Annotated in this window: 23 protein-coding genes; 18 read left to right on the forward strand and 5 right to left on the reverse strand. The window is 41.0% G+C overall.

Annotated elements, in window-relative coordinates; genetic code table 11:
- Positions 1–414 precede the first annotated feature (414 nt).
- The 5 genes from EGC82_RS04850 to EGC82_RS04870 all read left to right on the forward strand — a co-directional run bounded on the left by EGC82_RS04850 (position 415) and on the right by EGC82_RS04870 (position 5,471).
- Complete coding sequence (locus EGC82_RS04850) at positions 415–714, forward strand: hypothetical protein (RefSeq protein ID WP_123883365.1); 300 nt, start codon at positions 415–417, stop codon at positions 712–714.
- A complete protein-coding gene (locus tag EGC82_RS04855) occupies positions 711–2,300 on the forward strand; it encodes a PepSY-associated TM helix domain-containing protein (RefSeq protein ID WP_124729754.1) in 1,590 nt (529 codons plus the stop codon). The genes EGC82_RS04850 and EGC82_RS04855 overlap by 4 nt, the downstream gene beginning before the upstream one ends.
- 404 nt (positions 2,301–2,704) lie before the next feature.
- The gene (locus EGC82_RS04860) at positions 2,705–2,953 is read left to right on the forward strand and encodes a hypothetical protein (protein ID WP_011638660.1); all 249 of its coding nucleotides are present in this window, start codon (positions 2,705–2,707) and stop codon (positions 2,951–2,953) included.
- Positions 2,954–2,977: 24 nt separating this feature from the next.
- Complete coding sequence (locus EGC82_RS04865; RefSeq protein WP_011638659.1) at positions 2,978–3,460, forward strand: hypothetical protein; 483 nt, start codon at positions 2,978–2,980, stop codon at positions 3,458–3,460.
- Positions 3,461–3,920: 460 nt separating this feature from the next.
- A complete protein-coding gene (locus tag EGC82_RS04870) occupies positions 3,921–5,471 on the forward strand; it encodes a methyl-accepting chemotaxis protein (protein WP_124729756.1) in 1,551 nt (516 codons plus the stop codon).
- A gap of 186 nt (positions 5,472–5,657) precedes the next feature.
- Here EGC82_RS04870 and EGC82_RS04875 read toward each other — a convergent pair whose 3' ends face one another.
- Positions 5,658–6,545: a hypothetical protein gene (locus tag EGC82_RS04875; protein WP_124729757.1), complete on the reverse strand. Its 888-nt coding sequence runs from the start codon at positions 6,543–6,545 to the stop codon at positions 5,658–5,660.
- 220 nt (positions 6,546–6,765) lie between these two features.
- Here EGC82_RS04875 and EGC82_RS04880 point away from each other — a divergent pair, with 220 nt between their 5' ends.
- Together EGC82_RS04880 and dbpA are read left to right on the forward strand one after the other, a co-directional pair.
- Positions 6,766–7,632: a pirin family protein gene (locus tag EGC82_RS04880; RefSeq protein WP_124729758.1), complete on the forward strand. Its 867-nt coding sequence runs from the start codon at positions 6,766–6,768 to the stop codon at positions 7,630–7,632.
- Positions 7,633–7,952: 320 nt separating this feature from the next.
- On the forward strand, positions 7,953–9,356 hold the full coding sequence (gene dbpA, locus EGC82_RS04885) for an ATP-dependent RNA helicase DbpA (RefSeq protein WP_124729759.1): 1,404 nt from the start codon (positions 7,953–7,955) through the stop codon (positions 9,354–9,356).
- Positions 9,357–9,513: 157 nt separating this feature from the next.
- On the opposite strand, the gene EGC82_RS04890 is transcribed toward dbpA, so the two are convergent.
- Positions 9,514–10,944 (reverse strand): DEAD/DEAH box helicase, encoded by a 1,431-nt coding sequence (locus tag EGC82_RS04890; protein WP_124729760.1) that lies wholly within the window; start codon positions 10,942–10,944, stop codon positions 9,514–9,516.
- A gap of 337 nt (positions 10,945–11,281) precedes the next feature.
- On the opposite strand from EGC82_RS04890, the gene EGC82_RS04895 reads away from it, so the two are divergent.
- From EGC82_RS04895 to nqrF, 9 genes are all read left to right on the forward strand, one after another.
- The gene (locus EGC82_RS04895; protein ID WP_124729761.1) at positions 11,282–12,340 is read left to right on the forward strand and encodes a DUF3626 domain-containing protein; all 1,059 of its coding nucleotides are present in this window, start codon (positions 11,282–11,284) and stop codon (positions 12,338–12,340) included.
- 342 nt (positions 12,341–12,682) lie between these two features.
- Positions 12,683–14,473: a heme ABC transporter permease/ATP-binding protein CydD gene (cydD, locus tag EGC82_RS04900; RefSeq protein ID WP_124729762.1), complete on the forward strand. Its 1,791-nt coding sequence runs from the start codon at positions 12,683–12,685 to the stop codon at positions 14,471–14,473.
- The gene (gene cydC, locus EGC82_RS04905) at positions 14,473–16,203 is read left to right on the forward strand and encodes a heme ABC transporter ATP-binding protein/permease CydC (protein WP_124729763.1); all 1,731 of its coding nucleotides are present in this window, start codon (positions 14,473–14,475) and stop codon (positions 16,201–16,203) included. Before cydD ends, cydC begins: the two co-directional genes overlap by 1 nt.
- A 364-nt stretch (positions 16,204–16,567) precedes the next feature.
- On the forward strand, positions 16,568–17,947 hold the full coding sequence (locus tag EGC82_RS04910) for a Na(+)-translocating NADH-quinone reductase subunit A (RefSeq protein WP_124729764.1): 1,380 nt from the start codon (positions 16,568–16,570) through the stop codon (positions 17,945–17,947).
- A complete protein-coding gene (locus EGC82_RS04915; RefSeq protein ID WP_124729765.1) occupies positions 17,947–19,161 on the forward strand; it encodes an NADH:ubiquinone reductase (Na(+)-transporting) subunit B in 1,215 nt (404 codons plus the stop codon). The genes EGC82_RS04910 and EGC82_RS04915 overlap by 1 nt, the downstream gene beginning before the upstream one ends.
- Positions 19,151–19,921 carry a Na(+)-translocating NADH-quinone reductase subunit C gene (locus EGC82_RS04920; protein WP_124729766.1) on the forward strand — a complete coding sequence of 257 codons (771 nt, stop codon included), beginning with the start codon at positions 19,151–19,153 and terminating at the stop codon, positions 19,919–19,921. The genes EGC82_RS04915 and EGC82_RS04920 overlap by 11 nt, the downstream gene beginning before the upstream one ends.
- Complete coding sequence (locus EGC82_RS04925) at positions 19,922–20,542, forward strand: NADH:ubiquinone reductase (Na(+)-transporting) subunit D (RefSeq protein ID WP_124729767.1); 621 nt, start codon at positions 19,922–19,924, stop codon at positions 20,540–20,542.
- Between the two features lie 9 nt (positions 20,543–20,551).
- Positions 20,552–21,160, forward strand: coding sequence for an NADH:ubiquinone reductase (Na(+)-transporting) subunit E (gene nqrE, locus EGC82_RS04930; RefSeq protein WP_011638646.1), 609 nt, complete (start codon positions 20,552–20,554; stop codon positions 21,158–21,160).
- 24 nt (positions 21,161–21,184) lie between these two features.
- The gene (nqrF, locus tag EGC82_RS04935) at positions 21,185–22,402 is read left to right on the forward strand and encodes an NADH:ubiquinone reductase (Na(+)-transporting) subunit F (protein WP_124729768.1); all 1,218 of its coding nucleotides are present in this window, start codon (positions 21,185–21,187) and stop codon (positions 22,400–22,402) included.
- A 251-nt stretch (positions 22,403–22,653) separates the two neighbouring features.
- Here nqrF and EGC82_RS04940 read toward each other — a convergent pair whose 3' ends face one another.
- Positions 22,654–22,824, reverse strand: coding sequence for a helix-turn-helix domain-containing protein (locus EGC82_RS04940; protein WP_124729769.1), 171 nt, complete (start codon positions 22,822–22,824; stop codon positions 22,654–22,656).
- 102 nt (positions 22,825–22,926) lie between these two features.
- A complete protein-coding gene (locus EGC82_RS04945; RefSeq protein WP_164839090.1) occupies positions 22,927–23,610 on the reverse strand; it encodes a Rossmann-fold NAD(P)-binding domain-containing protein in 684 nt (227 codons plus the stop codon).
- Between the two features lie 164 nt (positions 23,611–23,774).
- On the opposite strand from EGC82_RS04945, the gene EGC82_RS04950 reads away from it, so the two are divergent.
- Together EGC82_RS04950 and EGC82_RS04955 are read left to right on the forward strand one after the other, a co-directional pair.
- Positions 23,775–24,446 (forward strand): nitroreductase family protein, encoded by a 672-nt coding sequence (locus tag EGC82_RS04950; protein ID WP_124729771.1) that lies wholly within the window; start codon positions 23,775–23,777, stop codon positions 24,444–24,446.
- A gap of 147 nt (positions 24,447–24,593) precedes the next feature.
- On the forward strand, positions 24,594–24,974 hold the full coding sequence (locus tag EGC82_RS04955; protein WP_124729772.1) for a hypothetical protein: 381 nt from the start codon (positions 24,594–24,596) through the stop codon (positions 24,972–24,974).
- 545 nt (positions 24,975–25,519) lie between these two features.
- Here EGC82_RS04955 and EGC82_RS04960 read toward each other — a convergent pair.
- Complete coding sequence (locus tag EGC82_RS04960) at positions 25,520–26,446, reverse strand: LpxL/LpxP family Kdo(2)-lipid IV(A) lauroyl/palmitoleoyl acyltransferase (RefSeq protein WP_124729773.1); 927 nt, start codon at positions 26,444–26,446, stop codon at positions 25,520–25,522.
- Positions 26,447–26,524: the final 78 nt, after the last annotated feature.

Genomic DNA, 26,524 nt, shown 5'->3' on the forward strand with positions numbered 1-26,524 from the left:
CCGTTAATTAACTACTTTTATCGGCCTAAAATAACGCTATGCAAACTCATATTGATTAATAGTTAACCGTTAACATATTGCTGTAATGCGATATCGGCTACTGAAATGAGTTAGTTTTACATCTATTGCGAGGATTTATTAAATGTGGCCTTTGTTGGCATTATTATTAACTGTTATCGGCGCAATGCTTATTTATCTCACTAACAAAAATCAACAGTTTATACAAAAACCATTGGTTAAGGCTTGGCGATTTGGAACCTTAATTTATTGGTTATTAGCATTGTTGATATGGTTGAAACTATACACCATGAGTGCCGCAGTTTTTATTTGGTTATTCACCATTATCATATTTGTTATTTGTATTCCTTTATTGAGTATAAATGGATATTTAGTCAAACCTAAAAGGAATGATTGATGACTAGGCTTACAGCGGATGAAAAAATACAGCCTCATTGGTGGCTAAAAACATTAGCCGGCTCAATATTGGGACTAACGTTGGCGTATGCCTGTGTTGGTATTTTTGCTTGGTATGGTTATGGCGGTATTAATGCTCCTGTAAAAGTGCAATTTAACATGTGGATGGTGAGTCCCATTTGGTTATTAGTGTTGGCGTTTAGTTATTTATTTAAAACGGGTTTACATGCCATCGTTTATTTAACATTAGCGAATGTTGTGGTGTGTAACGTGTTCTTTTTACTAAGGTGGTTAGCATGAGAGTTCGCGGAGATATTCTACGTACATATCAATCCATCCATACATGGACAGGTATTATTGCCGGTTTAGTACTCTTTATTGGTTTTTATGCTGGTTCATTGACCATGTTTAAGGAAGAGATTACTCAATGGGCGACACCGCCAAGCCATCAATTACCACAAGTACCAAAAGATCAGTTTGATCAATTAATCTTACAAGCATCAACAAATTTTGATAAAGCCCAGCAAAGTTTTACGGTTAACTTTAATCAACAATTATCGCCGCTTACATGGTTTGAACAGGGCGGCGGCCGTGGTTTACATTTAAATAATGTCATGAGACACGCGACCTTGTCAGATGAAGGGGAGTTAGTTACCCAAGTTAACCCCACGAATGAATTAGGAGAGTTGATTGATATGCTTCATCGCACGGCTGGCATAGCAGGAAAAGCCGGGCATGAAGATATTGGTGTTCTCGTTTTAGGGGGGGCATCAGTGCTATATTTTTTAGCATTAGTGTCTGGTGTTATTTTTTTATTACCGACGTTAGTTAATAGCTTTTTAGCGATAAGAAAGAACAAAGGCGTAAATCGTTTTTGGCTCGATAGCCATAATTTAGTCGGCATTATTAGCTTACCGTTTCATTTGATTATTGCTTGGACTGTGATTGTGTTTGCTTTTCATGATGTTCTTTATGGTGGTTTAAGCCTGGTATATGGCGATGAACCCATGTTCGAGCGTGGTGAGAGATCAACAATAGAGTACTCAATTGAACAGCTTCCGCCTATTTCAAGCTATCTTCAGAAAGTTAATGAAATGACCGACGGTTACCATGTGGAATCAATGGCTTTCTCTGATTTATCAACAACAAATCCAATGGTTGGCATTACCATTATTAACGAACGTGAAATGATGCGTGTCAATTCTGGCGATTTTATTTACATGAACCCTTATACCTTTGATGTTGGCTACAGTAGTATTCCGTTGAAAGATAATGATATTTATACTCCAATGGTTGCTAGCTTTTTTTCGCTACATTTTGGCGGCTATGCTGGAGATTTAGGTCGTTGGGTTTATTTTTCTTTGGGCTTACTTGGGGCATTTTTATTCTATAGTGGTAATTTATTATGGTTAGAAAAGCGTCGACAAAAACAACCAATACAAAATAAATCCAGCCGTTTTATGGCATCTTTGACCGTGGGTATGTGTTTAGGCTCAATATTAGCCGTAATGATAACGATGCTTTCAAGTAAATGGTTGTATCTCATTAGTGCTCAGGTTAATAACAATTATCTTATTTGTTATTACGTAGTATTTTTTAGCGCATTAATTTATAGTTTTGTTGTTGGTGCGGCTAAAAGTGCTATTTACTTACAATACCTATTATTTGTGGCTTGTTTATTAATACCAATCACTTCAGTTGTGTCTTTTATTATGCCGAGTTTAGGACTGTGGGTACCCATTTATTTTCCGAGCATGGTCGTTGAGTTTATTGCGTTAGTTTTTGCGGGTGTATTTTATTATGGTGCGATTAAAACTAAACAGCGTGTTTATTATGGTGAACGTAATAGCATATGGGCTTTACCGTTAACAACCGCTACGGAGTAAATTAAAGAATAAACTAAGTCACTCGTTATTAGCGGTACCAATACTATTGGTACCGCTAATAACGAGAACTTAGTAATTTTTTCATAAGTAACTTTTACACGATAAAACATCATCATCTGTAAAAACTACAAAAATAATTATGTAAACATATCTTAACTTCTCACCATTAAATATAAATCTTAATTTTATCAGTTGCTTGCGTTTTTGTTGATTTAGTTTAAATGTGGCATGCTTTTCGCTTTATAAAATAGGATAACGAATATTTAGGCGTATTTTTTTATTAATGTAATATAAATTGACCCAATCTATTTATCGTAATAATGTGTTAATTGGACAGTTTTTATTGCCCCTATTTATTTCAGCGTGATATCACTCTATAAATTTTGTATTTAAGGAGATTAGAAATGGCTACAACAAAGGCAAAAAATCAAGATCCACAGCAGAAAATTGAAGATGCTTATCATTTAGCTGAAGAAGCGACATCAGAGGCTGTTAATTCTCTGAAAGATAAAGCTAAAGAATCATTAAATGAAGGCTCTGAAAAAGTTAAATCGGCAACAACTCAAACGGAAAATATGATTAAGGAGCATCCTTTATTAAGTGTCGGATGTGCTTTTTTAGCCGGGTGGGCCATTTCGAAACTGATAAAATAACACAGCGGCCGGAGGGATTTTATGATGGAAAACACAGATGATGTGTGCAGCAAAGATAAAATCTCCGATGGCACGCAGAGCGAGCCTCATGTTAACTCAGATGAAATGAACGTTAACGTTGAAGAAATTAAAGATATTTTTAATAAAGTATCGAAATTAGCTCAAGAGGTTGGACAGTGGTCAGAGTCTACAGTCCAACTTTTCTTCATGGAAGTATTACGAAATGTTGCCGCAGCAAAACAGTTTTTTGTTTGCCAACTTTTATTTATTCCGTTATTAGTGCTCTTTATCTTCAGTTTATGTGTTTGCACCGGGATTGTGCTTTACAGCATTACTCTCAACATACTTATTGGGGTTGGGGGATTTTTGCTCGCAATGATGTTGGTTTTAGTCGGTTTACTTTATTGGCAAAAACGGCTGATTCGTTTTTTTGGCTTCAAAGAGACAGTCTCTCAATTAAAGGAGGGTATCGATGTCATCTCTAAAGCATCTAAATCATTCGATTAAGTTAACACGCATGCAGGGGAAAGACTCTGTTAGACAGTGCGAGTTAACACTTAATTTATTACTCCATTCTGTTAAAAAGCAGACTCGAAAACATCCTTTTGGGGTCACTGTTGGTGTCACCATAGCCACTTTTGTCTTTGCCAGGTTTAGGAAAAACATTAGATCTCTTTATCCTTTAGCTTCTTTAAGCTTTAATTATGCGAAACAATATCGCAATTCAAAACCTCAAGAATAAAACCAATTAATACATCATGATGATAGCCACTTTCTTGGCCATTATATGATCGAGTCAATACTTTGAACTGTTGTAAGCCTGAATAAGTGTCAGTGTGACCAATCGCAAATATTTCAAAGATGTTAATTATTTACTGATTAAAGTCGTGAGTCATCACATACAAATAATGCTGATTGTTTAATAATCAGCTTAATTATTTATCTCAACGACGTTTAATATATCAACATGACCACAAAAGATCTCATCGATGAAGAAGTCACTTATCCGTCGGATTATATGATCCTTTCAACAACCGATTTAGACAGTATTATTACTCATGTTAACGATGACTTCATGGCAGTCAGTGGTTATAAAGAAGATGAGCTAATTAATAAACCCCATCATATTGTACGCCACCCAGATATGCCTAAAGCTGCATTTAGTGACCTATGGGACACCATTAAGCAAGGGAAAAGCTGGATGGGATTGGTGAAAAATCGCTGCAAGAATGGTCAGTATTATTGGGTTAACGCTTATGTGACCCCGATTAAACGTAACGGTATTATTTGCGAGTACCAGTCGGTAAGAACTCAGCCAGAAGTAGAGCTCACTGAACGTGCTCAAGCCTGTTACGATGCCATTAATGCTGGTAAAGCTGCTAAGCCTAAGTTTGGTGCAAGTATTATTACTAAACTTTTTTTGGCTTGGTTGTTATCTGCTGGTTTACTGATGTCCTTACCTTACTCAAGTGGTTTTTTCACCGTAGTCGCATTTATTGTTGCTATTATCTGTTTTTGTCGGCCTCTTTATGTTCTTAAACAGCGTTTTAGTAACATGCTGATGTTAAGTCAAAAAATACATGATAATCCACTAAATCAATTTGTTTACACCGGTTATACCGATGAGCTTTCTCACTTCGAATTAAGTTTACGGATGCAAAAAGCTGAAACGCTGGCTGTGGTTGGACGTATAAAAGACAGTGGCGAGGAATTACAGCAAGGTTTAGAAGAGCATCAACAACAAAATCAGGCCAATCAAAGTCAGTTGGTAACCCAGTCACAAAACCTTGAACAAGTTGTCACTGCCATCGGCCAAATGAGCACGTCTGTTACTGATATAGCTCAAAACACGACAAATTCAACCACAGAAATTCATCACTTAGTTGAACAAATAGAGTCAACTAAGGTGGCATTGGCCAACAGTCAAATCGCGACGACGGAAATTAATCACTTATTGGAAGAATCCCGTGTTGCTATTTCTTCGCTGAATAAGCAATGTCAAAATGTAAACCAAGTTGTTGAGGTTATCGAGAGTATTGCACAACAAACTAACTTGCTTTCGCTCAATGCCGCCATTGAAGCCGCTAGGGCCGGAGAGGCTGGTAGAGGGTTTGCGGTGGTCGCGGATGAAGTGCGTAACTTGGCAAGTCGCTCGGCAACTTCTGCTCATGAAATACACGCTATTATAAATTCACTTAGCCGCACAACTGCAGAAGCCGTTGCACAAATGGAACAAAGCCATGTGTTAACAGATAAGAGTATAGATTCTGGCAACATGCTCGAGAAAAGCCTGATTTCGGTTAGTGAAGTGATGAGTATTATCGAAAGTAATGGCGAACAGATTTCCGTAGCAGCAGAAGAGCAAGCCGCTGTGGTTAATCAAATTTATAGCAATGCGATGATATTACAAGATGGCATAAATCAATTCGAACAAAATTGCCAAAATGCAGCAATACATAGTCAAGAAATTAGTGGTCAGGGTATACGTCAAACAGAGTTGGTAAATCAATTTAATTAACCTTTTCGAATCTCCATAGCAGTAAAAGTGAATCATTCATTATGGTTCTAACAAAGGTAATGTTGCTCATTTTGTACTGTAGCCATTCAAAATAGTGTCGTGATGAGGAAATGTAAATCTTCAAGCGAGTCATCATTAGCATAATGAGCCACTCAATAAGCATTATTATCTATTGAGTTAGCGCTGTTATTTTATGCGATTAACTCTATTGTTAATTGCTTCTGTTAATTGCTTTTTTACTTGGTCCTCACCACAAAATTCTGCAAATCCGAGTCCCCATCCATGTGGATTCACTTGAGTTGGCAATTCAACCACTCGGTAACAATAATCACCCTGTTTTACGATTCTGTTAGGGTCTAGCCTATGATTAAAAGTATGCGGTTGGCTGATATCAATTTCTGGTGCGAGTTCTATAAAATCAAGGTTAGGGTCCATTTCACTCATGGTGCCTGTTGGCTGATTTTGTAATGCAGTTTGAGAACCTATGAGAGTGTCTAATGCTGCAATATTATTTTGTTGTATAAAATGGCTAGTGGCTTGTTGTATTGACGCTAAAGAAGGTACGGATTTGTTTACGTTAGTGGTCGTGTTTGGTTTTATTTGATTAGGCAATGCCTTTGTTCTCGCAGTCGATTGTATGTTGTTGCGCTTATTGTTTAATGGCATCACGTTATCGAGGGTGTTGTTGTCTTCATCTAAGGAGATTAGTGTCTCTTTCGCGTTTATAGACGTTGATTGGCTAACATCAACATTCGTATCAATAATGGGCGGAAAATTCTTTATGTGTTGGGCACTTTCTAGGTCATTAAGCTTGGGTGGTAAACTTGTTTGGGTCATTGATTCGTATTGCGTTGAAGTTATGAGATAGCTTTTTATTGCGGTTGTCGAAGGTTTAACCACTAAAGCTGACACTCGTTGCGTCGTGTCTTGGTACCAAAACGCAATCAACACATAAATTAATAAAACATGGATGATGAATGCCGTGAGTACAGGCTTAAGCCAATATACTTCTTTAGAGGAGTGTGTTGAAGATCGAGAGTGATGTGGCTCCCAGCCAACCGTTATTACTTCCATTTATATCAATCACTTTATCGCAGTATCATCAGTCCTTTTTTTGATTGTTAACAGAACGTAAAGTTCATAAATTGATGTGGATAAATGTCTCTTGCTTGAGAAAAGGCAAAAATTCTGTTAATTGGTCGATTTTATCGAAAGAAAATCACACTATTATGCAATATTTATTCAGTTAACTGACTGCTATGATTACATCATTATTTTTATCGCCGAGGTTTTCATGAAAGTATTACAGCGTTTTAGCGCCTTACCCGCAATGGACGGTGATGGCGTGAACATCAATCGTGTTGCCGACTTTGATAAGCTTCGTTTTGATCCCTATTTAATGATCGATGAGATTAAGTCTGATGACGAACAAGATTTTATTGGTGGCTTTCCGCCGCACCCACATAGAGGTGTAGAAACTTTTACTTATATTCGTAAAGGCGGCTTTGAACATCGCGATCAAATGGGCAATATTAAACCTATTCGTGCGGGTGACGTGCAATGGATGAGTACTGGCAGTGGCGTGGTGCATTCTGAAATGCCATTAGCAGATGCCAAAGAAGGGCTGCATGGGTTTCAAATTTGGCTCAATATGCCAGCAAAACACAAAATGCGTCCGCCGATTTATCAAGATACCAGTAAACAGGCTAACCCAGGTATAGAGAATGAAAACGGTGCAACACTTGTTGCCTTAGCGGGGCGCTGGGGTTTTAATCATGAACCACATAAGATTACCTCAACGATTCAGGGGTTAGCGGGTCATGGTGCGATTGCCGATTTAACGTTAACTGAATATGGTCATGGAACGCTAAACCTTGCAGAGCACCAAACAGTATGTGCTTATGTATATCAAGGTGTGCTTAACTATATTGATGCACAAGGTTTGCGAAAAACTGCAGGAGCAGGGCAGTTTTTAGTTTTAGATGCGCTAGAAGTCTGTCATTTTCAAACTGAAGCGACAGGTGCTGGGTTATTAATATTAGCGGGCAAGCCGATTAACGAAAAAATTGTTCACATGGGGCCGTTTGTTATGAATACCCAGGCAGAGATCGAACAAGCTGTACGCGATTATCAGCAAGGTCACTTTGGCCAAATTGCCTAGTATTTTCCGCAAAATAAGCTGAATAATCGATAAATATTTGTCAGCGTAAGGGCAATAAAATTGCTACAATAGCTAACATCTGGCTTGGGTTTGTTTTAATACCTGTGCTAACACCAATCTTATTTATTATCTGTTCCTTCTGGCAAGATAAATCGTTGTAAAATAGCAGTAAGCATTTTCCATATACATCATTGTATATGCTCATTTTGTTTCGCTATTTAATGATTGTTTTGCGCGTTATTGGCTCATTTATGTAATGGTATTGGTATTTTTTGCAGCTTTTGCCTGCTTTTTACCTTTCGTATCAGAGGATATTTGCCTTGAGTCAGTCTACAGAACAAGTCGTTAGCTCGGCTTTCGCATCACTTAATTTAAAACCTGAATTGCTTGAAAACCTCCAAACTATGGGTTTTGAATCGATGACTCAGATCCAAGCTGAAAGCTTACCGCCTATTTTGGCTGGTGAAGATGTTATTGGCCAAGCGATGACGGGGTCTGGTAAAACGGCTGCCTTTGGTTTAGGTTTGCTCAATAAACTGGATGTAAAACGTTTTCGCATTCAAACTATGGTGCTATGTCCAACGCGTGAGTTAGCCGACCAGGTAGCGAAAGATATTCGTACCTTAGCCCGTGGTATTCATAACGTTAAAGTACTAACACTTTGTGGCGGCGTACCAATGGGACCGCAAGTTGGCTCATTAGAGCACGGTGCACACATCATTGTCGGTACCCCAGGTCGTATTGTTGATCATTTAGATCGCAACCGTTTAGATTTAAGTAACATGAACATGCTGATTTTAGATGAAGCCGATCGCATGTTAGAAATGGGCTTCCAGCAGCACATTGACCAAATTATTGCCGCAGCACCTCGTGAACGTCAAACGTTACTGTTTAGTGCTACGTTCCCTGATCAGATCCAAGCGATTGCCGATCAAATTCTGTATAAACCGGTAATGGTTAAAGTTGAAGCTAAACACGATAACCTCACTATCGATCAGCATTTTTACCGTATCGAAGATAACCAGGGCCGTCTTGAAGCATTGCGTTTATTGTTATTAGATAAGCAGCCTGAAAGCGCTGTGGTGTTTTGCAATACCAAGCGTGAAACCCAACAAGTGGCAGACTCATTACATGAGTTTGGCTTTAGCGTACTAGCATTACATGGTGATTTAGAGCAGCGCGATCGCGATCAAATGTTATTGCAGTTTGCTAACCGTAGTGCGCGTATTTTAGTTGCTACCGACGTCGCTGCACGTGGTTTGGATATTGATGAGTTAGATGCGGTATTTAACTATCATATTGCTTACGATACTGAAGTGCATATTCACCGTATCGGCCGTACTGGCCGCGCGGGCAGTTCTGGAGCCGCATATACTTTCTTTGGTGAAGAAGACGGTTACAAAATGGCGATGATTGAAGAAGCCATGAACAAAGATGTAGTGAGTGAGCCTTTACCGCCAATGAGTGCGCTAAACAAACAACCGCTTGCTGCTGAAATGATCACGATTCAGATTGAGGCGGGTAAAAAGCAAAAAATCCGTCCAGGTGACATTGTTGGTGCATTAACGGGTGGCAATGGTTTAGATTTTAACGATATTGGTAAAATTAAAGTGACTGATTTTCGCGCTTACTTTGCCGTAAAAAGTAATGTGTCTAAACAAGCGATGAATATCATTAGTAAAGGTAAGTTAAAAGGCCGTAGCTATCGTGCTTGGTTTATGTAACTGCCTATAAAACCAATCGCTTAAACGAGCGACCTATAAAAAATTGATTGTAATGTGTATCAATTACAATCAATTAGATTATCAACGAATAATAAAAAACCGCTGAACAATGTTCAGCGGTTTTTTTATGCTTTAGTGTAAGTTAGCTTTTAAATCATTAGCTTTTAACTTTAGCGTTAGCATAAGGATTACTGCTTGTTGATGTTACTGGTGCTGTACCACTGCGACGTGGTGGACGCGAACGTTGTGGTGGTTTATTACCATTAGCTCTAGCTTCTGCTTTAGGATCTACAGGCTTATCGTGACTGCGTGATGGTTGACGGGCGTCAGGTTTACGCGCTGGTTTATCACCTTGGGCACCATCATTAGCATGTTGTTGAGCATGCTTACTGCGGTTCGGATTTGGCTTTTTAGCACCATTGCTGCCAGATCTGTTACCCGCTTCAGGAATCGTAAACGGAGCTTCAAAACCAGGCAGCTGCTTACGTTCAATGACGCGATTAATTAAACGTTCGATATCATGCAGTAGCTTAACTTCTTCAAGGCCAACTAATGATACCGCTTGACCGGTTGAACCTGCACGGCCTGTACGGCCAATACGATGAACATAATCTTCAGGTACGTTAGGTAAGTCAAAGTTAACCACAAATGGCAGTTGATCGATGTCGATACCGCGTGCGGCAATATCGGTTGCGACCATAACTTGCACTGCACCGGCTTTAAAATCTGCCAATGCTTTAGTACGCGCGGTTTGGCTTTTATTACCATGAATCGCAGCCGCTTTAATACCAGCGGCTTCTAGGCTTTTCGCTAAACGATTAGCACCGTGTTTGGTACGAGAAAATACTAACACTTGTTTCCAATCATTGGTTTTAATCAGTTCGATTAACGCCATTGATTTACGGGTTTTATCCAATGGATATACACATTGGGTGACCGTGTTAGCTGTTGCGTTACGCGGCGTAACTGAAATCTCTACCGGATTGTTAACTAAACCTTTAGCCAGTTCACGAATTTCATTCGAAAAAGTAGCTGAAAACATTAAGTTTTGACGCTTAGCAGGCAATAGTGCTAAAACTTTTTTAATGTCGCGAATAAAGCCCATGTCTAACATGCGGTCTGCTTCGTCTAACACTAGAATTTCTAATTTGCTAAAGCTAATTGCTTTTTGCTGGCATAAGTCGAGTAAACGACCTGGAGTGGCGACCAAAATATCGACTCCGTTTCTGAGCGCAGCTAATTGTGGCACGATAGACACACCACCAAATACTACCGCTGATTTAAGCGGTAAGTTGATACCGTAAGTCGCGACGCTTTCTTGTACTTGTGCGGCAAGCTCACGTGTAGGCGTTAACACTAATGCACGGACTTGGCCACGCTGCGCGCGCTCACCTTTAGATAATAATTCTAAAATTGGCAGGGTAAAACCAGCTGTTTTTCCTGTCCCAGTTTGTGCTGCTGCCATTACATCTTGGCCGGCTAAAACCGCTGGAATTGCTTGTGCTTGAATTGGAGATGGGGTGTCGTAACCTTGTTTTTCAACCGCTTTTAAAATAGCAGCATTCAGACCAAGTGAGGAAAAACTCATAGAAAAATCTCTTTGGGCAACGCATTGTTGCTTTGAATAAAAAGGTAGCCAGTAACGGCGGCCGTGAAGCTTACCTGAAAACCGTTATAAGTGCTATCAAATCCCTTAGAGGGCAACGATGTATACTCTACAACAGCTATCAATAATGGGCTGTTTAATCGTAAAAGCGCATCAGATTTAGTGCCAAAATACAGCGGTTGAATGAAATCGTGTTAATCTTGAGACCTGAATCAGTGCTAAAGGCCGACTTATTACATACAATAAAATGGTAATCCGTTTTCTATCTCAATATTCAGCAACTTAACTGGGTAGGTTTAATATAAGGTGTCTTTTACTGATGAAATTAACGGCACAAACACACATAGAAAAAATGGCGTATGAGCTGCGAGACCATGCTCATGCCGTGATAAAAAATGTGTTGTTAATGTCTAACATTTCGACCTTATCACTCCAGCTTGCTATGCGTGAGCTTGCACAACATAGTCGAGTAGCATTACATTTTCACCCCGATCAAATTGATAACCGTGGCCTCACTGTTGTGGATGGTCTATTGCGTGATGGGGTGTATAAAAGCCAGTTTGAAACCCATGTGTCTAATGGTCACTTGTCGCCAGAACTGGGCGGGTCTCGCGACCATTGGGAAAACCAATTATTTGGTCACAGTTACTCTGGAATTAAGCATCGGCCCAAATACGGTGCGTTAGATTTTGGGTTATGCCCGTTAGGCCCTGCACCTCGCTTTGGCAGTTGTTATTTAGTCACTCATCCTCAAATATTGTCTCGATGTACTTTTAGTTACATGGACTCTTATCGATTACCTAAAGAAAAAGGTACCATAAAATGTTTTGATGCTATTTTAGCGGCATTACTCAGCGAAAGTTTTGAGCGACAATATGCTTTGGGTATTTCGGGACTTAAACCCAGTAAGTTAATAGAACATTTTAGTCAGCATTTAACTGATGATATCAGTCGCCGCTTTGACGCGGCGCCAAGCGGTAATTTAGATCATTATATTGAAGCTCAAATTCACGGTGACGTGTCGCTCGATCAAGATATTGCGATATTAGTAGCCGATCCATCCTTTATGGGCACTGCCATTGGCGACTCTATCATCGCCTTGTGTCACGAATACACTATTGAATTGCATTGGCACCAAGGGCGTCAAATTAATGTGGCGCAAGTGCCGGATGATTTTCGTGGTGCAGCAATGCCTATTTTGGCACAAAGTCTGGCGGAAAATGAGTTGATTAATGCAGAAATTATCGGTCGTGCAGCGTATCAATTACAAAAAAAACCGGCTTCGTGGAGTGAACGTGGAGCACATTCGAAAAAACGACAAGACTTAAAGTTACTCTGGCACGTATTGGTAAAATACGGAGAGAGTGCAGGTCAATAAATAGTGTCACCAATAGTTAACTAATATTACCGTTAGTTCGTCCCTCTTCTTATGTTCAGTGTCTAAGCTCGCTTGATTACACGGCTTCCATTATTGATATGGTTCATTATGATTGTGTTTAACAATGTGAAATTAATTTGCAGTTAACGACGCTATTTTTACGATTCATTTTATTGAATATGATATTTCTTAAGCTGATAGCCGTTAAATTTAATCTTTAAATAAGCCTTTATTAGCAAAATGTGAATCAGATAACATTTACACTGCTTTAAGTGTTAACTCTATGCCAGTACTGCGATACTGCGTGCTTAAAGTGGTCATCAATAACGCTACCGGAGCTCCATGGACAAGTCGTTAGAAAAGTCATTAGCCAAATGGCTTAAAAGCCAGCAATCTTCTTGTGGTATTTTCCTCAAATTATCTGTGATGTGTGGCGTGCTCAATGGCATTGCAATGGTAGGGCAGGCTTATTTTATTGCGCAGATTTTACAGGGCGTGATTATAGATAACCTTGCACTGACTGCGCTTAGCATGCAATTTATTGCGCTTATCAGTTTGTTATTAATTCGTGCTTTATTAGCGCAAGTACGTGAGCGGATAAGTTTTGAGGCGGGCAAACGCCTGCGCGAAGACATACGCCAAGCCGTACTCAATAAATTAGTCGCACTAGGTCCGGTGTTTATTAAAGGCAAACCCGCTGGTGCCTGGGCAACCTTAGTATTTGAGCAGGTTGAAGATTTACATGACTTTTATGCTAAATACCTACCGCAGATGATGTTGGCAGGTTTTATTCCCTTGCTGATCCTCGCGTGTGTATTTCCGCTCAATTGGGCCGCGGGGATCATTTTGTTGGCCACAGCGCCATTAGTGCCGATGTTTATGATTTTAGTGGGGATGGGCGCGGCGGATGCCAATCGTAAAAACATGCAGGCGTTGTCGCGGTTAAGTGGCTATTTTATGGATCGGTTAAAAGGGCTGCAAACCTTAAAGCTGTTTAATCGCGGTGAAGCGGAGTTAGTTAATATTGAACTCGCCTCAGAAGACTTTCGCGCCCGCACTATGTCGGTATTACGCTTAGCCTTTCTTAGTTCTGCGGTATTAGAGTTCTTTTCTGCCGTGTCTATTGCGGTATTGGCAGTGTATTTTGGTTTTAGTTACTTGGGACATTTAGATTTTGGTCATTATGGCGTTCAGGTTAGTTTATTTACTGGTATGTTTATACTGATTTTAGCGCCAGAATTTTATCAACCACTGCGCGATTTAGGCACTCACTATCACGCTAAAGCTCAAGCGATAGGCGCTGCAGAGGCGCTGGTTGAGCTGCTTGATTATCAGGTCAATACTCCAGGAAACATCAACTCAACATCACCACAAATGGCCTTTTTTGCCGACAAAATACGTATTCAAGCGATTGGAGTTGAAGTGTTTAGCCTAAATGGTCAGCGTTTAGCTGGACCAATATCATTTACGTTACCCGCTGGTGAGCACTGGGCGATAGTTGGCCCTAGTGGCGCAGGAAAAACCAGTTTGCTTAATGCTTTATTGGGTTTTTTACCTTATCAAGGATCACTGCTGATTAATGGTCATGAGTTATCACAGCTTGATATGGCGCAATGGCGTCAACATCTGGCCTGGTTAGGCCAAGATCCACAATTGTTTCACGGCACATTAAGAGAAAATGTTGCTTTGGCTAATCCGCAATTAAACGATCAACAGATTATGGCGTTGCTTGAACAGGCCAATATCAGTGAGTTTGTTATCCAGCATCCGCTGGGGCTTGATTTAATCATCAGCGACCAAAGTGCTGGTGTGTCGGTGGGCCAGGCTCAGCGTTTTGCTTTGGCTCGTGCATTAGCGCAACCGGCTACGTTATTTTTATTAGATGAACCCACAGCCAGTTTAGATAGCCAAAGTGAGCAGTCAGTATTGGCCACGTTAAATCAGGCTATGCAGTCGACAACAGCATTGACAGTAACTCACAAATTAGATGATTTACACAGTATGAATTACGTATTGGTGATGGACAAAGGGCTTGTTGTACAGCAAGGCCATGTTACTGATTTACAACAGGCCGATGGGTTATTAGCACAAATGCTCAATCAACAACAGAATCAACAACAGGAGGTGTGCTGATGTCGCAACCCGTTGACGCTGCACCGCTCAGTATCTTTAAGGTATTACGCCCCTTTGTGGCTTTATTTCGCCGCCAGTGGTTAATGATGTTGGTGGGGCTGCTACTGACTATAACGACCTTATTGACGGGGATTGGCTTGTTGTCATTATCGGGCTGGTTTTTATCTGCCAGTGCAGTAGCAGGCTTATCGGTGATAACCGCGCAAACGTTTAACTATTTTACCCCCGCCGGAGGGGTGCGATTTTTCTCTATTGCCCGCACGGCAAGTCGCTATGGAGAGCGTTTAGCCACCCATGAGGCTACCTTTAAATTATTGACACAATTACGTGTTTGGGCATGGAATAAGTTGCTACCGTTAAGCGCGGCTAACTTACAAGGTCTGCGCAGAGGCGACTTGCTCAACCGTTTAGTCGCCGATATTGATACCTTAGATCATCTCTACTTACGTTTACTGACTCCCATGGCCGCATCTTTGATGATGATAGGCATATTATTGGCGTTTCTTGGGTGGTTTGATAACCACTTAGCGCTGAGTTTGTGCGCGTTACTCTTAGCCGCATGGTTTATTTTACCGCTAGTATTTTATTACTTAGGTAAGGCGCCTGGGCAAGTATTAATGCAAGCGCAGAGACAATATAGAATCGAGTTACTTGATGTGATCCAAGGGCAAGCTGAGTTAAGTATATTTGGCGCTAATAAACGTTATTTGGCTAAGCTCGGCCAAGCGCAGCAAAGTTTATTTAATCAGCAAACTACTATGGCCAATATTACTGGGCTGAGCCAAGCATTATTGATCGTCATCAATGGCAGTGCAGTGGTACTTATGTTGTATTTTGCTGGCCAGGGGGTGGGTGACCTCTCTCCTCCAGGGCCTTTGATGGCATTAATGGTATTTGCCACTATGGCCAGTCTTGAAATGATGATGCCGATAGCTGGCGCGTTTCAACATTTATCAAGTACTGTGCTAGCCGCGCGGCGAGTCACTGAAATTACTGAGCAAACTCCGAGTGTGGTGTTTAATCCTCATAGTCACTTACAAGCCAAGCATGGAGCCCTACAGATAAGGGATATTCATTTTGGTTATCACAGTCACTCTCCTGTTTTACAAGGCCTAGACTTAACCATTAAAGCCGGTGATAAAGTAGCAGTTTTAGGGCCTACCGGTTGTGGAAAGTCCAGCCTGTTGGGGCTTATTACCCGAGACTGGGCTGCGCAGCAGGGGTCGATTACGCTTGATGGACACCCAATAAGCGACTACAGCGATGCTAATTTACGTGCTGCAATGACCGTAGTGAGTCAACGTATTTATCTGTTTTCAGGAACCTTACGTGACAATTTAGCCTTGGCATTACCCTACCTGCAAGGTGAAGCTAAAAAAGCCCATGATCAACGCTTTATTGAAGTATTAGATAAAGTGGGTCTGCAAACCTTATTGCAAGGTGATCAACCATTAGATTGCTGGATAGGAGATGGTGGGCGGCAATTATCCGGCGGGGAGCAGCGCAGAATTGGCGTTGCCCGAGCATTATTACGTGATGCGCCTTTGCTACTGTTAGATGAGCCTACAGAAGGACTGGATAAACGTACCGAGCGTGAAATTCTTAAAGTATTGCTTGATTTTGCTCAGCACAAAACCTTGTTAATGATCAGTCATCGTTTAACTGCGTTAGACCAAATGGATGCGGTGTACCTTTTTCAGCAAGGTCGTTTGATACAACAAAGCCACTGATGAATGTAAGGCCGTTGTTAAGCTTTAGACATATAAGGTGTTTGTTATAACCTCTTAGTTTACGACTATTTTCGTGAGTCTATTGGTTGTGAATATCGTTATTGATAATGGCTCTAACACGAGCCTTTTTACTCACTATTGTGGTTAGACCGCCGCGCAGCTGAAGTCTGGATGTACAAACCCTTTTGATACTAAATTACATAAATAGTTTTATCCTGAGACAATAAATTGACCCGCTTCACAAATCCGACATTCGGTTATGTTCCAAAATTACAGTTCTCGCTAGGAGTGTGATCCTTGTTGCTATATTAGTAGTTGCAAACATATAACATTAGCTATCGAATTTTTTTAGATGGTGAATGTGATGGCTGGTGTTAACAATCCAGTAATAACTATTAAGCGCGGACTTGATATCCCGATTGCTGGTGAACCACTGCAGCAAATAGATGACGCACCTAAAACGACCCAAGTGGCGTTAATTGGTGAAGAATATGTGGGTTTAAAGCCAACGATGGCGGTTGAAGTAGGCGATAGCGTTGTCAAAGGCCAAGTGCTGTTTGAAGACAAGAAAACGCCAGGCGTGTTATTTACCGCACCCGCAAGTGGAGTGGTTTCTGCTATTCATCGCGGAGACCGTCGAGTACTGCAGTCGGTAGTCATTGATTGTGATGCCACGCAAGATCCTGCCATTATCCTCGAGTCAGTAGATATTCATGCGCTATCAAATGAAATCGTTAAAGACGGTTTAGTTCGCAGTGGTTTATGGACCGCGTTGCGTACACGTCCTTTTTCTCGAGTGCCTCAATTAGATGCCAGCCCAGCAGGTGTATTTGTCACTGCCGTTGACACCAATCCTCTTGCGCCCGATCCACGGGTTATTATTGCGACTCAACCTGAGGCTTTTCAAGCAGGACTATTTGCGCTTACGTTTTTGACTCGCGGCCAAGTGTATCTATGCCAAGACGATGGTGCATCATTATTAGCCGACGCGGCTAGCGAATATGACTTATCAAACGTCAGTGTGCACCGCTTTAACGGCGTGCATCCAGCAGGATTAGTCGGTACTCACATTCATTATTTGTTACCCGCCAGTATTGAACGCCAGGTATGGCATGTGGGTTATCAAGACGTGATTGCCTTTGGCAAACTGTTTTTAACCGGTGAATTGTATACCGATCGCATAGTGTCATTAGCAGGCCCTAACGTGTTAAAACCGCGATTAGTGCGAACCCAAATGGGCGCTAAACTCAGTGAATGGCTTACCAATGAAATCAATCAACAACAATCGCGTATTGTGTCGGGTTCGGTATTGTCTGGCCACACTGCCGTCGACGTTTACGATTATCTTGGTCGATTCCATAACCAAATCAGCGTATTGACCGAAAATGAACGTCAAGAATTACTGCCGTGGGTTCGTCACGATAGTAGTAAATTCTCTCTTACCGGCATCATGATGTCAGGTTTTAGTCGTACCAAAAAGCTATTTGACTTCACCACTCATGCTGGTGGATCTCCGCGCGCCATGATGGCGTTTGGCCAACTCGCACGGGTTATGCCTTTAGATATTTTACCCATTTTATTAGTGCGTGATTTAGTGGTGCGCGATACCGATGAAGCCCAACTGCTTGGCGCATTAGAGCTAGATGAAGAAGATTTAGCATTATGTACTTTTGTTTGCCCAGGAAAGTATGACTTTGGTAAAGAGCTTCGTGCTTGCCTAGATATTATCGAGAGGGAAGGTTAATGAGTCAGCAACAGAAAAAGCCTAGCAGCCAAGATAGCTATTATGCTCATGGCGACTCGATGCGCAGTTACTTACGTTCATTGTGGATAGCCAATGGTCGCAGCACCAAAGGCGATGTGCATATTCGTGATGCCATTGATGTAAAGCGCACCATGCATATTGTGGGTATGTGTTTATTTCCGGCCATGTTGTTTGGTATGTACAACTTGGGTCTACAGGCGCAAGTGGCCATTTTAGCGGGGGCAACTCAACCTGATGCGTGGCAGTTAGCGTTATATAACTTACTGTTTGGGCCATTAACTGAGAGCGCAGGCTTAATCAGTTTATTTGCCTATGGTGCCAGTTTTTATGTGCCATTTTACTTAACCGCATTGATTGTAAGCTTAGTGTGGGAGGTGGTCTTTGCCAAAGTGCGCCACCAAGAATTACACGAAGGCTTCTTTATCACCGCGTTATTGTTTTCACTCATTTTACCAATATCGACACCTTTATGGATTGTGGCTTTAGGCATTAGTTTTGGTGTAGTGGTGGCAAAAGAGATGTTTGGCGGTATGGGGTATAACTTTTTAAACCCTGCATTGGCCGGTTATGCGTTTATCTATTTTGCGTATCCAACAGAAGTGGTGGCATTAGGCCAGTTTGTTGCGGTTGATGGTTTTTCTGGAGCCACCACTTTAACGCTTACCGCAGCTAAAAAATTAAGCTTTATCGATGTGAGTTGGTTTAGCGTATTAAGCGACAGTACTTGGTGGGATGCCTTTTTAGGATTTACCCCAGGAGCGGTGGGTGAAACCAGTACATTAGCCATTCTTATTGGTGGTGGTATTTTACTGCTTACCCGCGTAGCTGATTGGCGTGTTGTAGCCGGTGTGATGTTGGGAATGATCATTACCGTGTTGTTGTTTAACTACTTTGGTTCTAGCAGAAATCCTATGTCGGCAATGCCGTGGACATGGCACTTAGTCACTGGTGGTTTTGCGCTAGGTATGATGTTTATGGCCACCGATCCAGTCACTGCGTCATATACCCGTAAAGCCAAATTTGCATTCGGTTTTATGATTGGTTTTATGACTATTATTATTCGTTTGCTGAATACAAAAATGCCTGAGGGCATCATGTTGGCTATTTTGTTTACTAATTTATGGGCACCGTTATTCGACTATTTAGTCGCTCGTGCCAATATTAAACGGAGACTAAAACGTCATGGCCTTTAAGAAAGATACCGTCACTGGAACAATGATTTTCATCATCGTTTTAAGCCTAGTGTGTTCATTTATGATCACCGGGACAGTCGAGATTTTAAAAGAACGTAAGTTGGCCAAAAAACGTGAAGAAGTACAGCAGTTTGTATTAAAAGCTGCTGACATCGACATTAGCCAAGGCGACTTTAGTGAGTTATTTGCTCAGCGAGTTAAACCAAAAATGGTTAACTTGGCAACTGGTAAGGTGAGCGAGAAAGCCAACTTGCTTGATTTTGACGAACGTATGGCGTCGATTAATCCCGAAACGTCTACCAAACCCAAAAAAGATATCGCCAAGATTAAAACCATCGCGACTGATATTCGCATTTTTGAGGTGTATGACACCAATGGCCAACTTGCCAGTATTGTAATGCCGATTTATGGCAAAGGTTTGTGGTCGATTATTTACGGTTACATGGCGATAAAACCTGACTTAAACACTATTGAAAACATTGTGTTTTATGAACATGGCGAAACCCCTGGTATTGCTGACTTCGTTACTGATCCACAGTGGTTAGCCTTGTGGCAAGGTAAAAAGCTATTTGATGACAAGGGTAATATCGCCATTAAAGTGATTAAAGGTGGCGCTAAAGACGGTGACATTCACGGCATTGATGGTGTGAGTGGTGCAACACGAACCGGTGTGGGGATTCAACGCTTAGTTGAGTTTTGGTTTGGCGTTGAAGGATATCAAACCTATCTACATGCTTTAGCAACTGCGGAGGATAAGTAAATGAGTCGTACCACTTCAACTCGCGAGATCCTAACATCGCCTATTTTAGCTAATAATCCTGTAGCGATACAGGTATTAGGTGTGTGTTCGGCCTTAGCGGTCAGTAATTCAATGCAAACAGCCTTCGTAATGACACTTGCAGTGACTTTTGTGCTGGTGTTTTCGAACTTGATCATTTCATGCATTCGTAACTTTATTCCTAACAGTGTACGAATTATTGCGCAAATGACCGTGATTGCCTCATTGGTGATTATTGTCGATATGGTATTGCAAGATGTGGCGTATGAGCTGTCAAAACAGCTGTCGGTGTTTGTTAGTTTGATCATCACTAACTGTATCATTATGGGCCGTGCTGAAGCCTTTGCGATGAAAAACCCTCCTCATTTAGCAGTGTTTGATGCCTTAGGTAATGCGTTAGGTTATGGCTTAATTTTAATGGGCGTGGCGTTTATTCGCGAGCTATTGGGTCGTGGCAGTTTGTTTGGCCACAACATCTTCACCACCATTGAAAATGGCGGTTGGTATCTTGCAAATGAAATGTTCACTTTGCCACCCAGCGCGTTCTTTTTAATTGGCGTGATGATTTGGGTTATTAAAATCATTCAGCGTAAGCGCGCATAAGGAAACAGCATGGAACACTATATTAATTTATTTATCCAAGCGGCGTTTATCGACAATATGGCGCTGTCATTTTTCTTAGGTATGTGCACCTTCTTAGCTGTGTCGAAAAAGGTCTCTACTGCATTTGGTTTAGGTATTGCGGTGATTGTGGTGATGGTGCTGGCGGTACCATTAAACCAAATTATCTACGTTAATATTTTAGCGCCAGGCGCATTAGCTTGGGCTGGATTTCCTGAGCTGAATTTAAGCTATTTACAGTTAATTACCTTTATTGGGGTTATTGCTGCATTAGTGCAAATATTAGAAATGTTTTTAGACCGTTATATTCCGACTTTATATCAATCGTTAGGGATCTTTTTACCACTACTCACCGTTAATTGTGCCATTTTTGCTGGGGTCATTTTTATGGCCAACCGCGATTACAATTTTACTGAGTCGGTGGTATTTGCCTCGGGTTCTGCTGTGGGGTGGGCGATGGCCATTGTGTTATTAGCGGGACTGCGTGAGCGGATGAAGTTTCATGCTATTCCTGATGGACTACAAGGCATTGGCATCACCTTTATTACCACCGGCTTAATGGCTCTGGGCTTTATGTCATTTGCGGGCATTACGTTATAACGCAGTAAAGAGAAGGGTTATTTAATGGAAATGGCAATAGGTATTGGCATGTTTACCATAGTGGTAAGTTTGCTAGTGGTGGTAATTTTAGCTGCCAAACGTAAGTTAGTGAACACCGATGATGTCACGATTAGCATTAATGGTGATGCCAGTAAAAGCGTGCAAACTCCTGCGGGTGATAAGTTATTGGGCGCATTGTCTGGCCAACATATTTTTATTCCATCAGCATGTGGCGGTGGTGGTACGTGTGGCCAATGTCGCGTAAAAGTTAAATCTGGCGGTGGTGATATTTTAGCCACTGAACTTGATCATATTACCAAAAAAGAAGCTAAAGAAGGCTGCCGTTTAGCTTGCCAGGTTACCGTGCGAACTGACATGGAACTTGAGATAGATGAAGAAATTTTTGGGGTTAAAAAATGGCAATGTGAGGTTATTTCAAATAATAACCAAGCAACGTTTATTAAAGAACTGCTATTAAAAATTCCCGATGGTGAAGAGGTGTTATTTAAAGCCGGTGGCTATATTCAAATTGAAGCGCCTGCCCATCAAGTGCGTTATGCTGATTTTGACATCCCTGAAGAGTATCGTGGCGACTGGGTTAAATACGGTTTGTTTGACCTAGTGTCTACCGTGGATGAAGACGTACTTCGAGCTTACTCTATGGCAAACTACCCTGATGAAAAGGGTACGATTATGCTAAACGTGCGTATTGCTACGCCGCCTAAAGCAGGCTTAGCACCAGGTAAAATGTCATCATATATCTTTAATTTAAAAGCCGGTGATAAGGTGACTATTTCAGGGCCATTTGGTGAGTTTTTTGTCAAAGAAACCGATGCGGAAATGGTGTTTATTGGTGGTGGTGCCGGAATGGCGCCGATGCGGTCGCATATATTTAACCAACTAAAAAGTGTTAAAACTAAGCGTAAAATGAGCTTTTGGTATGGTGCTCGTTCAACTCGCGAGGTATTTTATCAGCAAGATTTTGATCAGCTCGCCGCTGAAAATGACAACTTTGTTTGGCATGTTGCCTTGTCTGATCCACTACCAGAAGATAATTGGACTGGTTATGCGGGATTTATTCATAACGTGTTATTCGAGAACTACCTAAAGCAGCACAAAGCGCCAGAAGATTGTGAGTTTTATATGTGTGGTCCTCCAATTATGAATGCGTCAGTAATAACGATGCTAGAAAGCTTAGGCGTTGAGTCGGAAAATATTTTACTGGATGACTTTGGTGACTAATTTGGTATTGAATAATATGATTATCTGTATCGATTATTATTCTTAGTTTATACTCTTAGACATTCATAGATTTAGATGTTAATACACTATATTTTCAAGCGCATAGACGTTCATAGACTCAGACGAATAAGCTTGCGAGTAAAGCTTAGCCATTAAAATTTAGCCATTAACATCGCTAATAAAAAAATCCCCAATACGGTCATTGACGGTTTGGGGATTTTTAGTCATAGGAGTAAATAGTAAATAAAGGATTAACGTTCAGAACACGCTAAACGCATCACCTCGGCTTTGCTAAAACTCAGCACATTACCGTTTTGTTCAGTGAGCAGTAAATTTTCGCGAGCATAACGCTTAATCGTAGTAGGGCTTCTATCGAGTATTTCACAGACTTCATTTAAGGTTAAATCATTATCATCACTCATTATTATTCTCCTTACGTTATGGTTACTCGTTTTACGTCGTTAGCATTGAACAACATAGGTGTATTAACTTGTCATAAACGTGCATTTTTGTCGAGAGTAGTCTTATGAATAATGACAGCGATGCATCATGGCATTATTGATAATTTGAGTGGTAGGAGCAACCTGAGGCTTTAAAGCCACTTGGTACATCGACTCTGCTACCGTTTGTGCATCAATGGGTTGGTATTGGCGCAGTGGTCCGATAAATAAAAATGATAAGCCACCAAAAATAGACTGGCCAATATCTTCCATAAAACGCCTATTATCTCGTGGCCCTAATAGTAAACTCGGTTGAAAAATATTCAGTACTGGTAAAGATAGTGCCTTAAGCGCTTGTTCAACTTCACCTTTAATTCGATTATAAAATACCGTTGATTTAGCGTCTGCACCCAATGCGGTTACCACCATAAATTTAAGCGCTGGGTTTACTTGTATTTGGCATAGTTTGGCAAAGGCTAATACAGCTAGTTTATCAACTTGCATAAAGGCTTCTTCACTGCCCGCTTGCTTTATTGTGGTGCCTAAACAGCAAAATGCATGATCAACTTTTTCTGCCAATATAAGCTCATGTAATTCGTCAAGTTGGCAGGCAATAAACTGCACCTTTTCTGCGCCAAATTGATGTTCAACCAAATTAGGTCCCGAACGGCCAATGACTAATACTTTACTATACTGTTCACTTTCAATGATGCGAGTGAGTAAGGCGTTACCCACTAATCCTGTCGCACCTATAATTGCTGCAATCATATAATCCTTTAGAAAGCTAAACATACTCGCTAGACTCTAATCTGTCGCCCGATGTGTTTCAATAAGAATATTTTAATAGTAATTATTATCCTGTTTGTTAGTTTAGTGCTATTGGAACAAATGCGTTCTACTCCACACAATAATAACAATCATTAGGATGAGTTATGACCCAAGCCCACTTACCACTGACCGATTTTATTGAGTACTCAGCCGCTGAGATGCTCACGCGGGCACAAGACAATTACCAACAAGTTAAGCGCCGTCATTCAATACGGGCATTTTCAGATCGTGCCGTACCGCAAGCTATTATCGAACAATGCATACTCGCAGCAGGCACAGCACCTAACGGCGCTAACCATCAGCCATGGCATTTTGTTGCCATCAACCGCCCAGATATTAAAATGCAAATTAGGCAGCAGGCTGAGGCGTTAGAGCAAGCTTTTTATGCCGGCCGAGCAGGTGCAGAATGGTTAGATGCATTAAAACCATTAGGTACCAATGCCGACAAGCCGTATTTAGAGCATGCACCTTGGTTGATTGCGGTGTTTAGTAAAAAGCGTATGGAAGAGGCCGGTGAGCAAAAGAGTAATTATTATGTGCATGAGTCGGTAGGGATCGCGACCGGTTTTTTAATTCAAGCATTGCATCATGCAGGCCTTGGCACGTTAACCCATACACCAAAACCGATGAGTTTTTTAAGTAAAGTGTGTGGCCGCGACAATGACAATGAGCGTCCTTATATGTTGATTATTGCAGGTTACCCCGCTGATGATGCCACTATTCCACAACATGCAGTGCAAAAAAAGTCGCTAGATGAGATTTGTGATTTTATTTAATCTTTATCGTTGTTAGGTTGTTGGCGTTTATAAAATCGCCCATTTATAAAAGTGCTCGTTAATGACAATGACCGCTTGTATTCATACTCTATTGCAATAATATAGTGGGCAAATGATTATCGTTAAAACGTATTAAAAGGAGTTAATATGAAATTGTTAAGTTCGTTGTTAGTTTGCTCTTTAGGCGGAATAGTCCCCATGCTGGCTGAAGCTGGCGATGCTCAATCAACCTTAGGTCATCTAGTTGAATTATCGATAAAACTCAATAATGACTCTATTGCGCTAAGTTGTTTACCTAGAACTGAAACCGCTGGTAAAACGCCTGATTGGGTGATTGAATGTAACCGTTTGGCTTATCAATATCTAATCGGTAAAACAGGTGACGGAATTGAGTTTAGTCGCCAAGTTAATGAAAAACCTTTTGGTATGGCAGCAGATTTTATGGCGAATACCTTGATGTCTGATCCTTCTGGATTTAAGGCGGCTAATATTTCTCAAGAGTTCGTATATAAGCATAAAAAAACGTAATATTGCTTTTGTAGATCTCACTTTTTTTAGATTAAATGCATTTAAAGCGATACCTAAAAATGCTAGTTTCAATGTTGTCATTCTCATCGAAACCTATTTCTACAACTATTTTTGGTGCAGTAATACAACAATGTTTTAGCTGTGACTTTCAATAGCGATTATTGTGAGTCACCGTTTTTAATGTTTGGAGCCACCACAACCAGCATCATAAACACTATCAACATTACAGCAAGCATCATAAGCATCACAACCGCTACCAACATCACAGCAGCTATCACCACTATTATCATCTTCAGCAAAACTTGGCTTAACATTTATGTTAGTCCAGCAATTAGCCCTATTTTAATTTAGCTCGTCGCTACATTAAGATTTAGCCACTGTAACAATGTTATGGATTAAATAGACGTCGATAGTCGTGCTACGAATGGAAAAAAGGTATGGTTTTGGACGTAAGACATTCATCATGCAGTGATTTATTTAGGCGAAAATAAAAAGCGCCTAAAGGCGCTTTTATTATCAATGTAACTCGATACTATTAACTCAAATTAATCATATAATGATGGCGTATTTTCTGTTGGACGAGTTTTGAATCGTCGATGTAGCCACATGTATTGAGCTTTGTTGCGGTTAATCAGTTGTTCTACAATCTGGTTACCACGAATGGCGTCATCAGTTTCATTGTCGCCGGGGAAATTATCTAAAGGTGGCATGATTTCAAGGGTGTAGCCTTTATCATCGCTATTACGCTCAACAAAAAAAGGCACCACATTGGCTTTACCTAGCCTCGCCAATGAGGTTGCGCCAGTAATGGTGGCAGCATCGGGTACGCCAAAAAAGGGAATAAACACCGCGCTCGAACGACCAAAATCTTGATCGGCGGTATACCAAATCACGTCAGGACTGCGCAAACTGCGGATCATTTGGCGCACGTCACGCTTAGGCACTAAGCCTTTGTTTGAACGCAAGCGACCTTTAACTTGTAAGTATTCCATCACCGGATTGTTATGTGGCCGATACACTCCAATTCCTGGAGCAAACTGACCAAATATACGCGCGCCCATTTCAAGTGGTAAGCAATGCACCGCAAATAAAATAACCCCTTTGCCACTGTCTAAACTTTGGCTAACATGTTCGGTGCCTTTAATGGTCATGTGCTGTTGCACTCGATCATTTGACCACCACCATGCGTTAATGGTGTCAAATAAGGCTTTGCCGGTTTCTTCAAAGTTACGTTCCAGCAGTTGCTGCTTATCAATATTACTCATATCTGGAAAGCATAAATCGATATTACGTCTTGCAGTATGGGTTCTTCCATCGGCTATTTTCATCACCAATCGGCCAATACCAGCGCCAATTTTCATTTGCCAAGGTAAGGGTAATAGCAAGGTTAAGCGCATTAAACCGACAGCAAACCACATAGGCCAATGTTTAGGATGATATAAATCAGAAGAAAATTCGGCTTTCTCGACCACAGATAACTCGTCTAGTTCACAAAAATTATTTGTTATTCTACCTCATATTTTGATGAAAATTAGGTACAATCACGGTTA

It is taken from the genome of Shewanella livingstonensis (assembly GCF_003855395.1).
GTDB lineage: Bacteria > Pseudomonadota > Gammaproteobacteria > Enterobacterales > Shewanellaceae > Shewanella > Shewanella livingstonensis.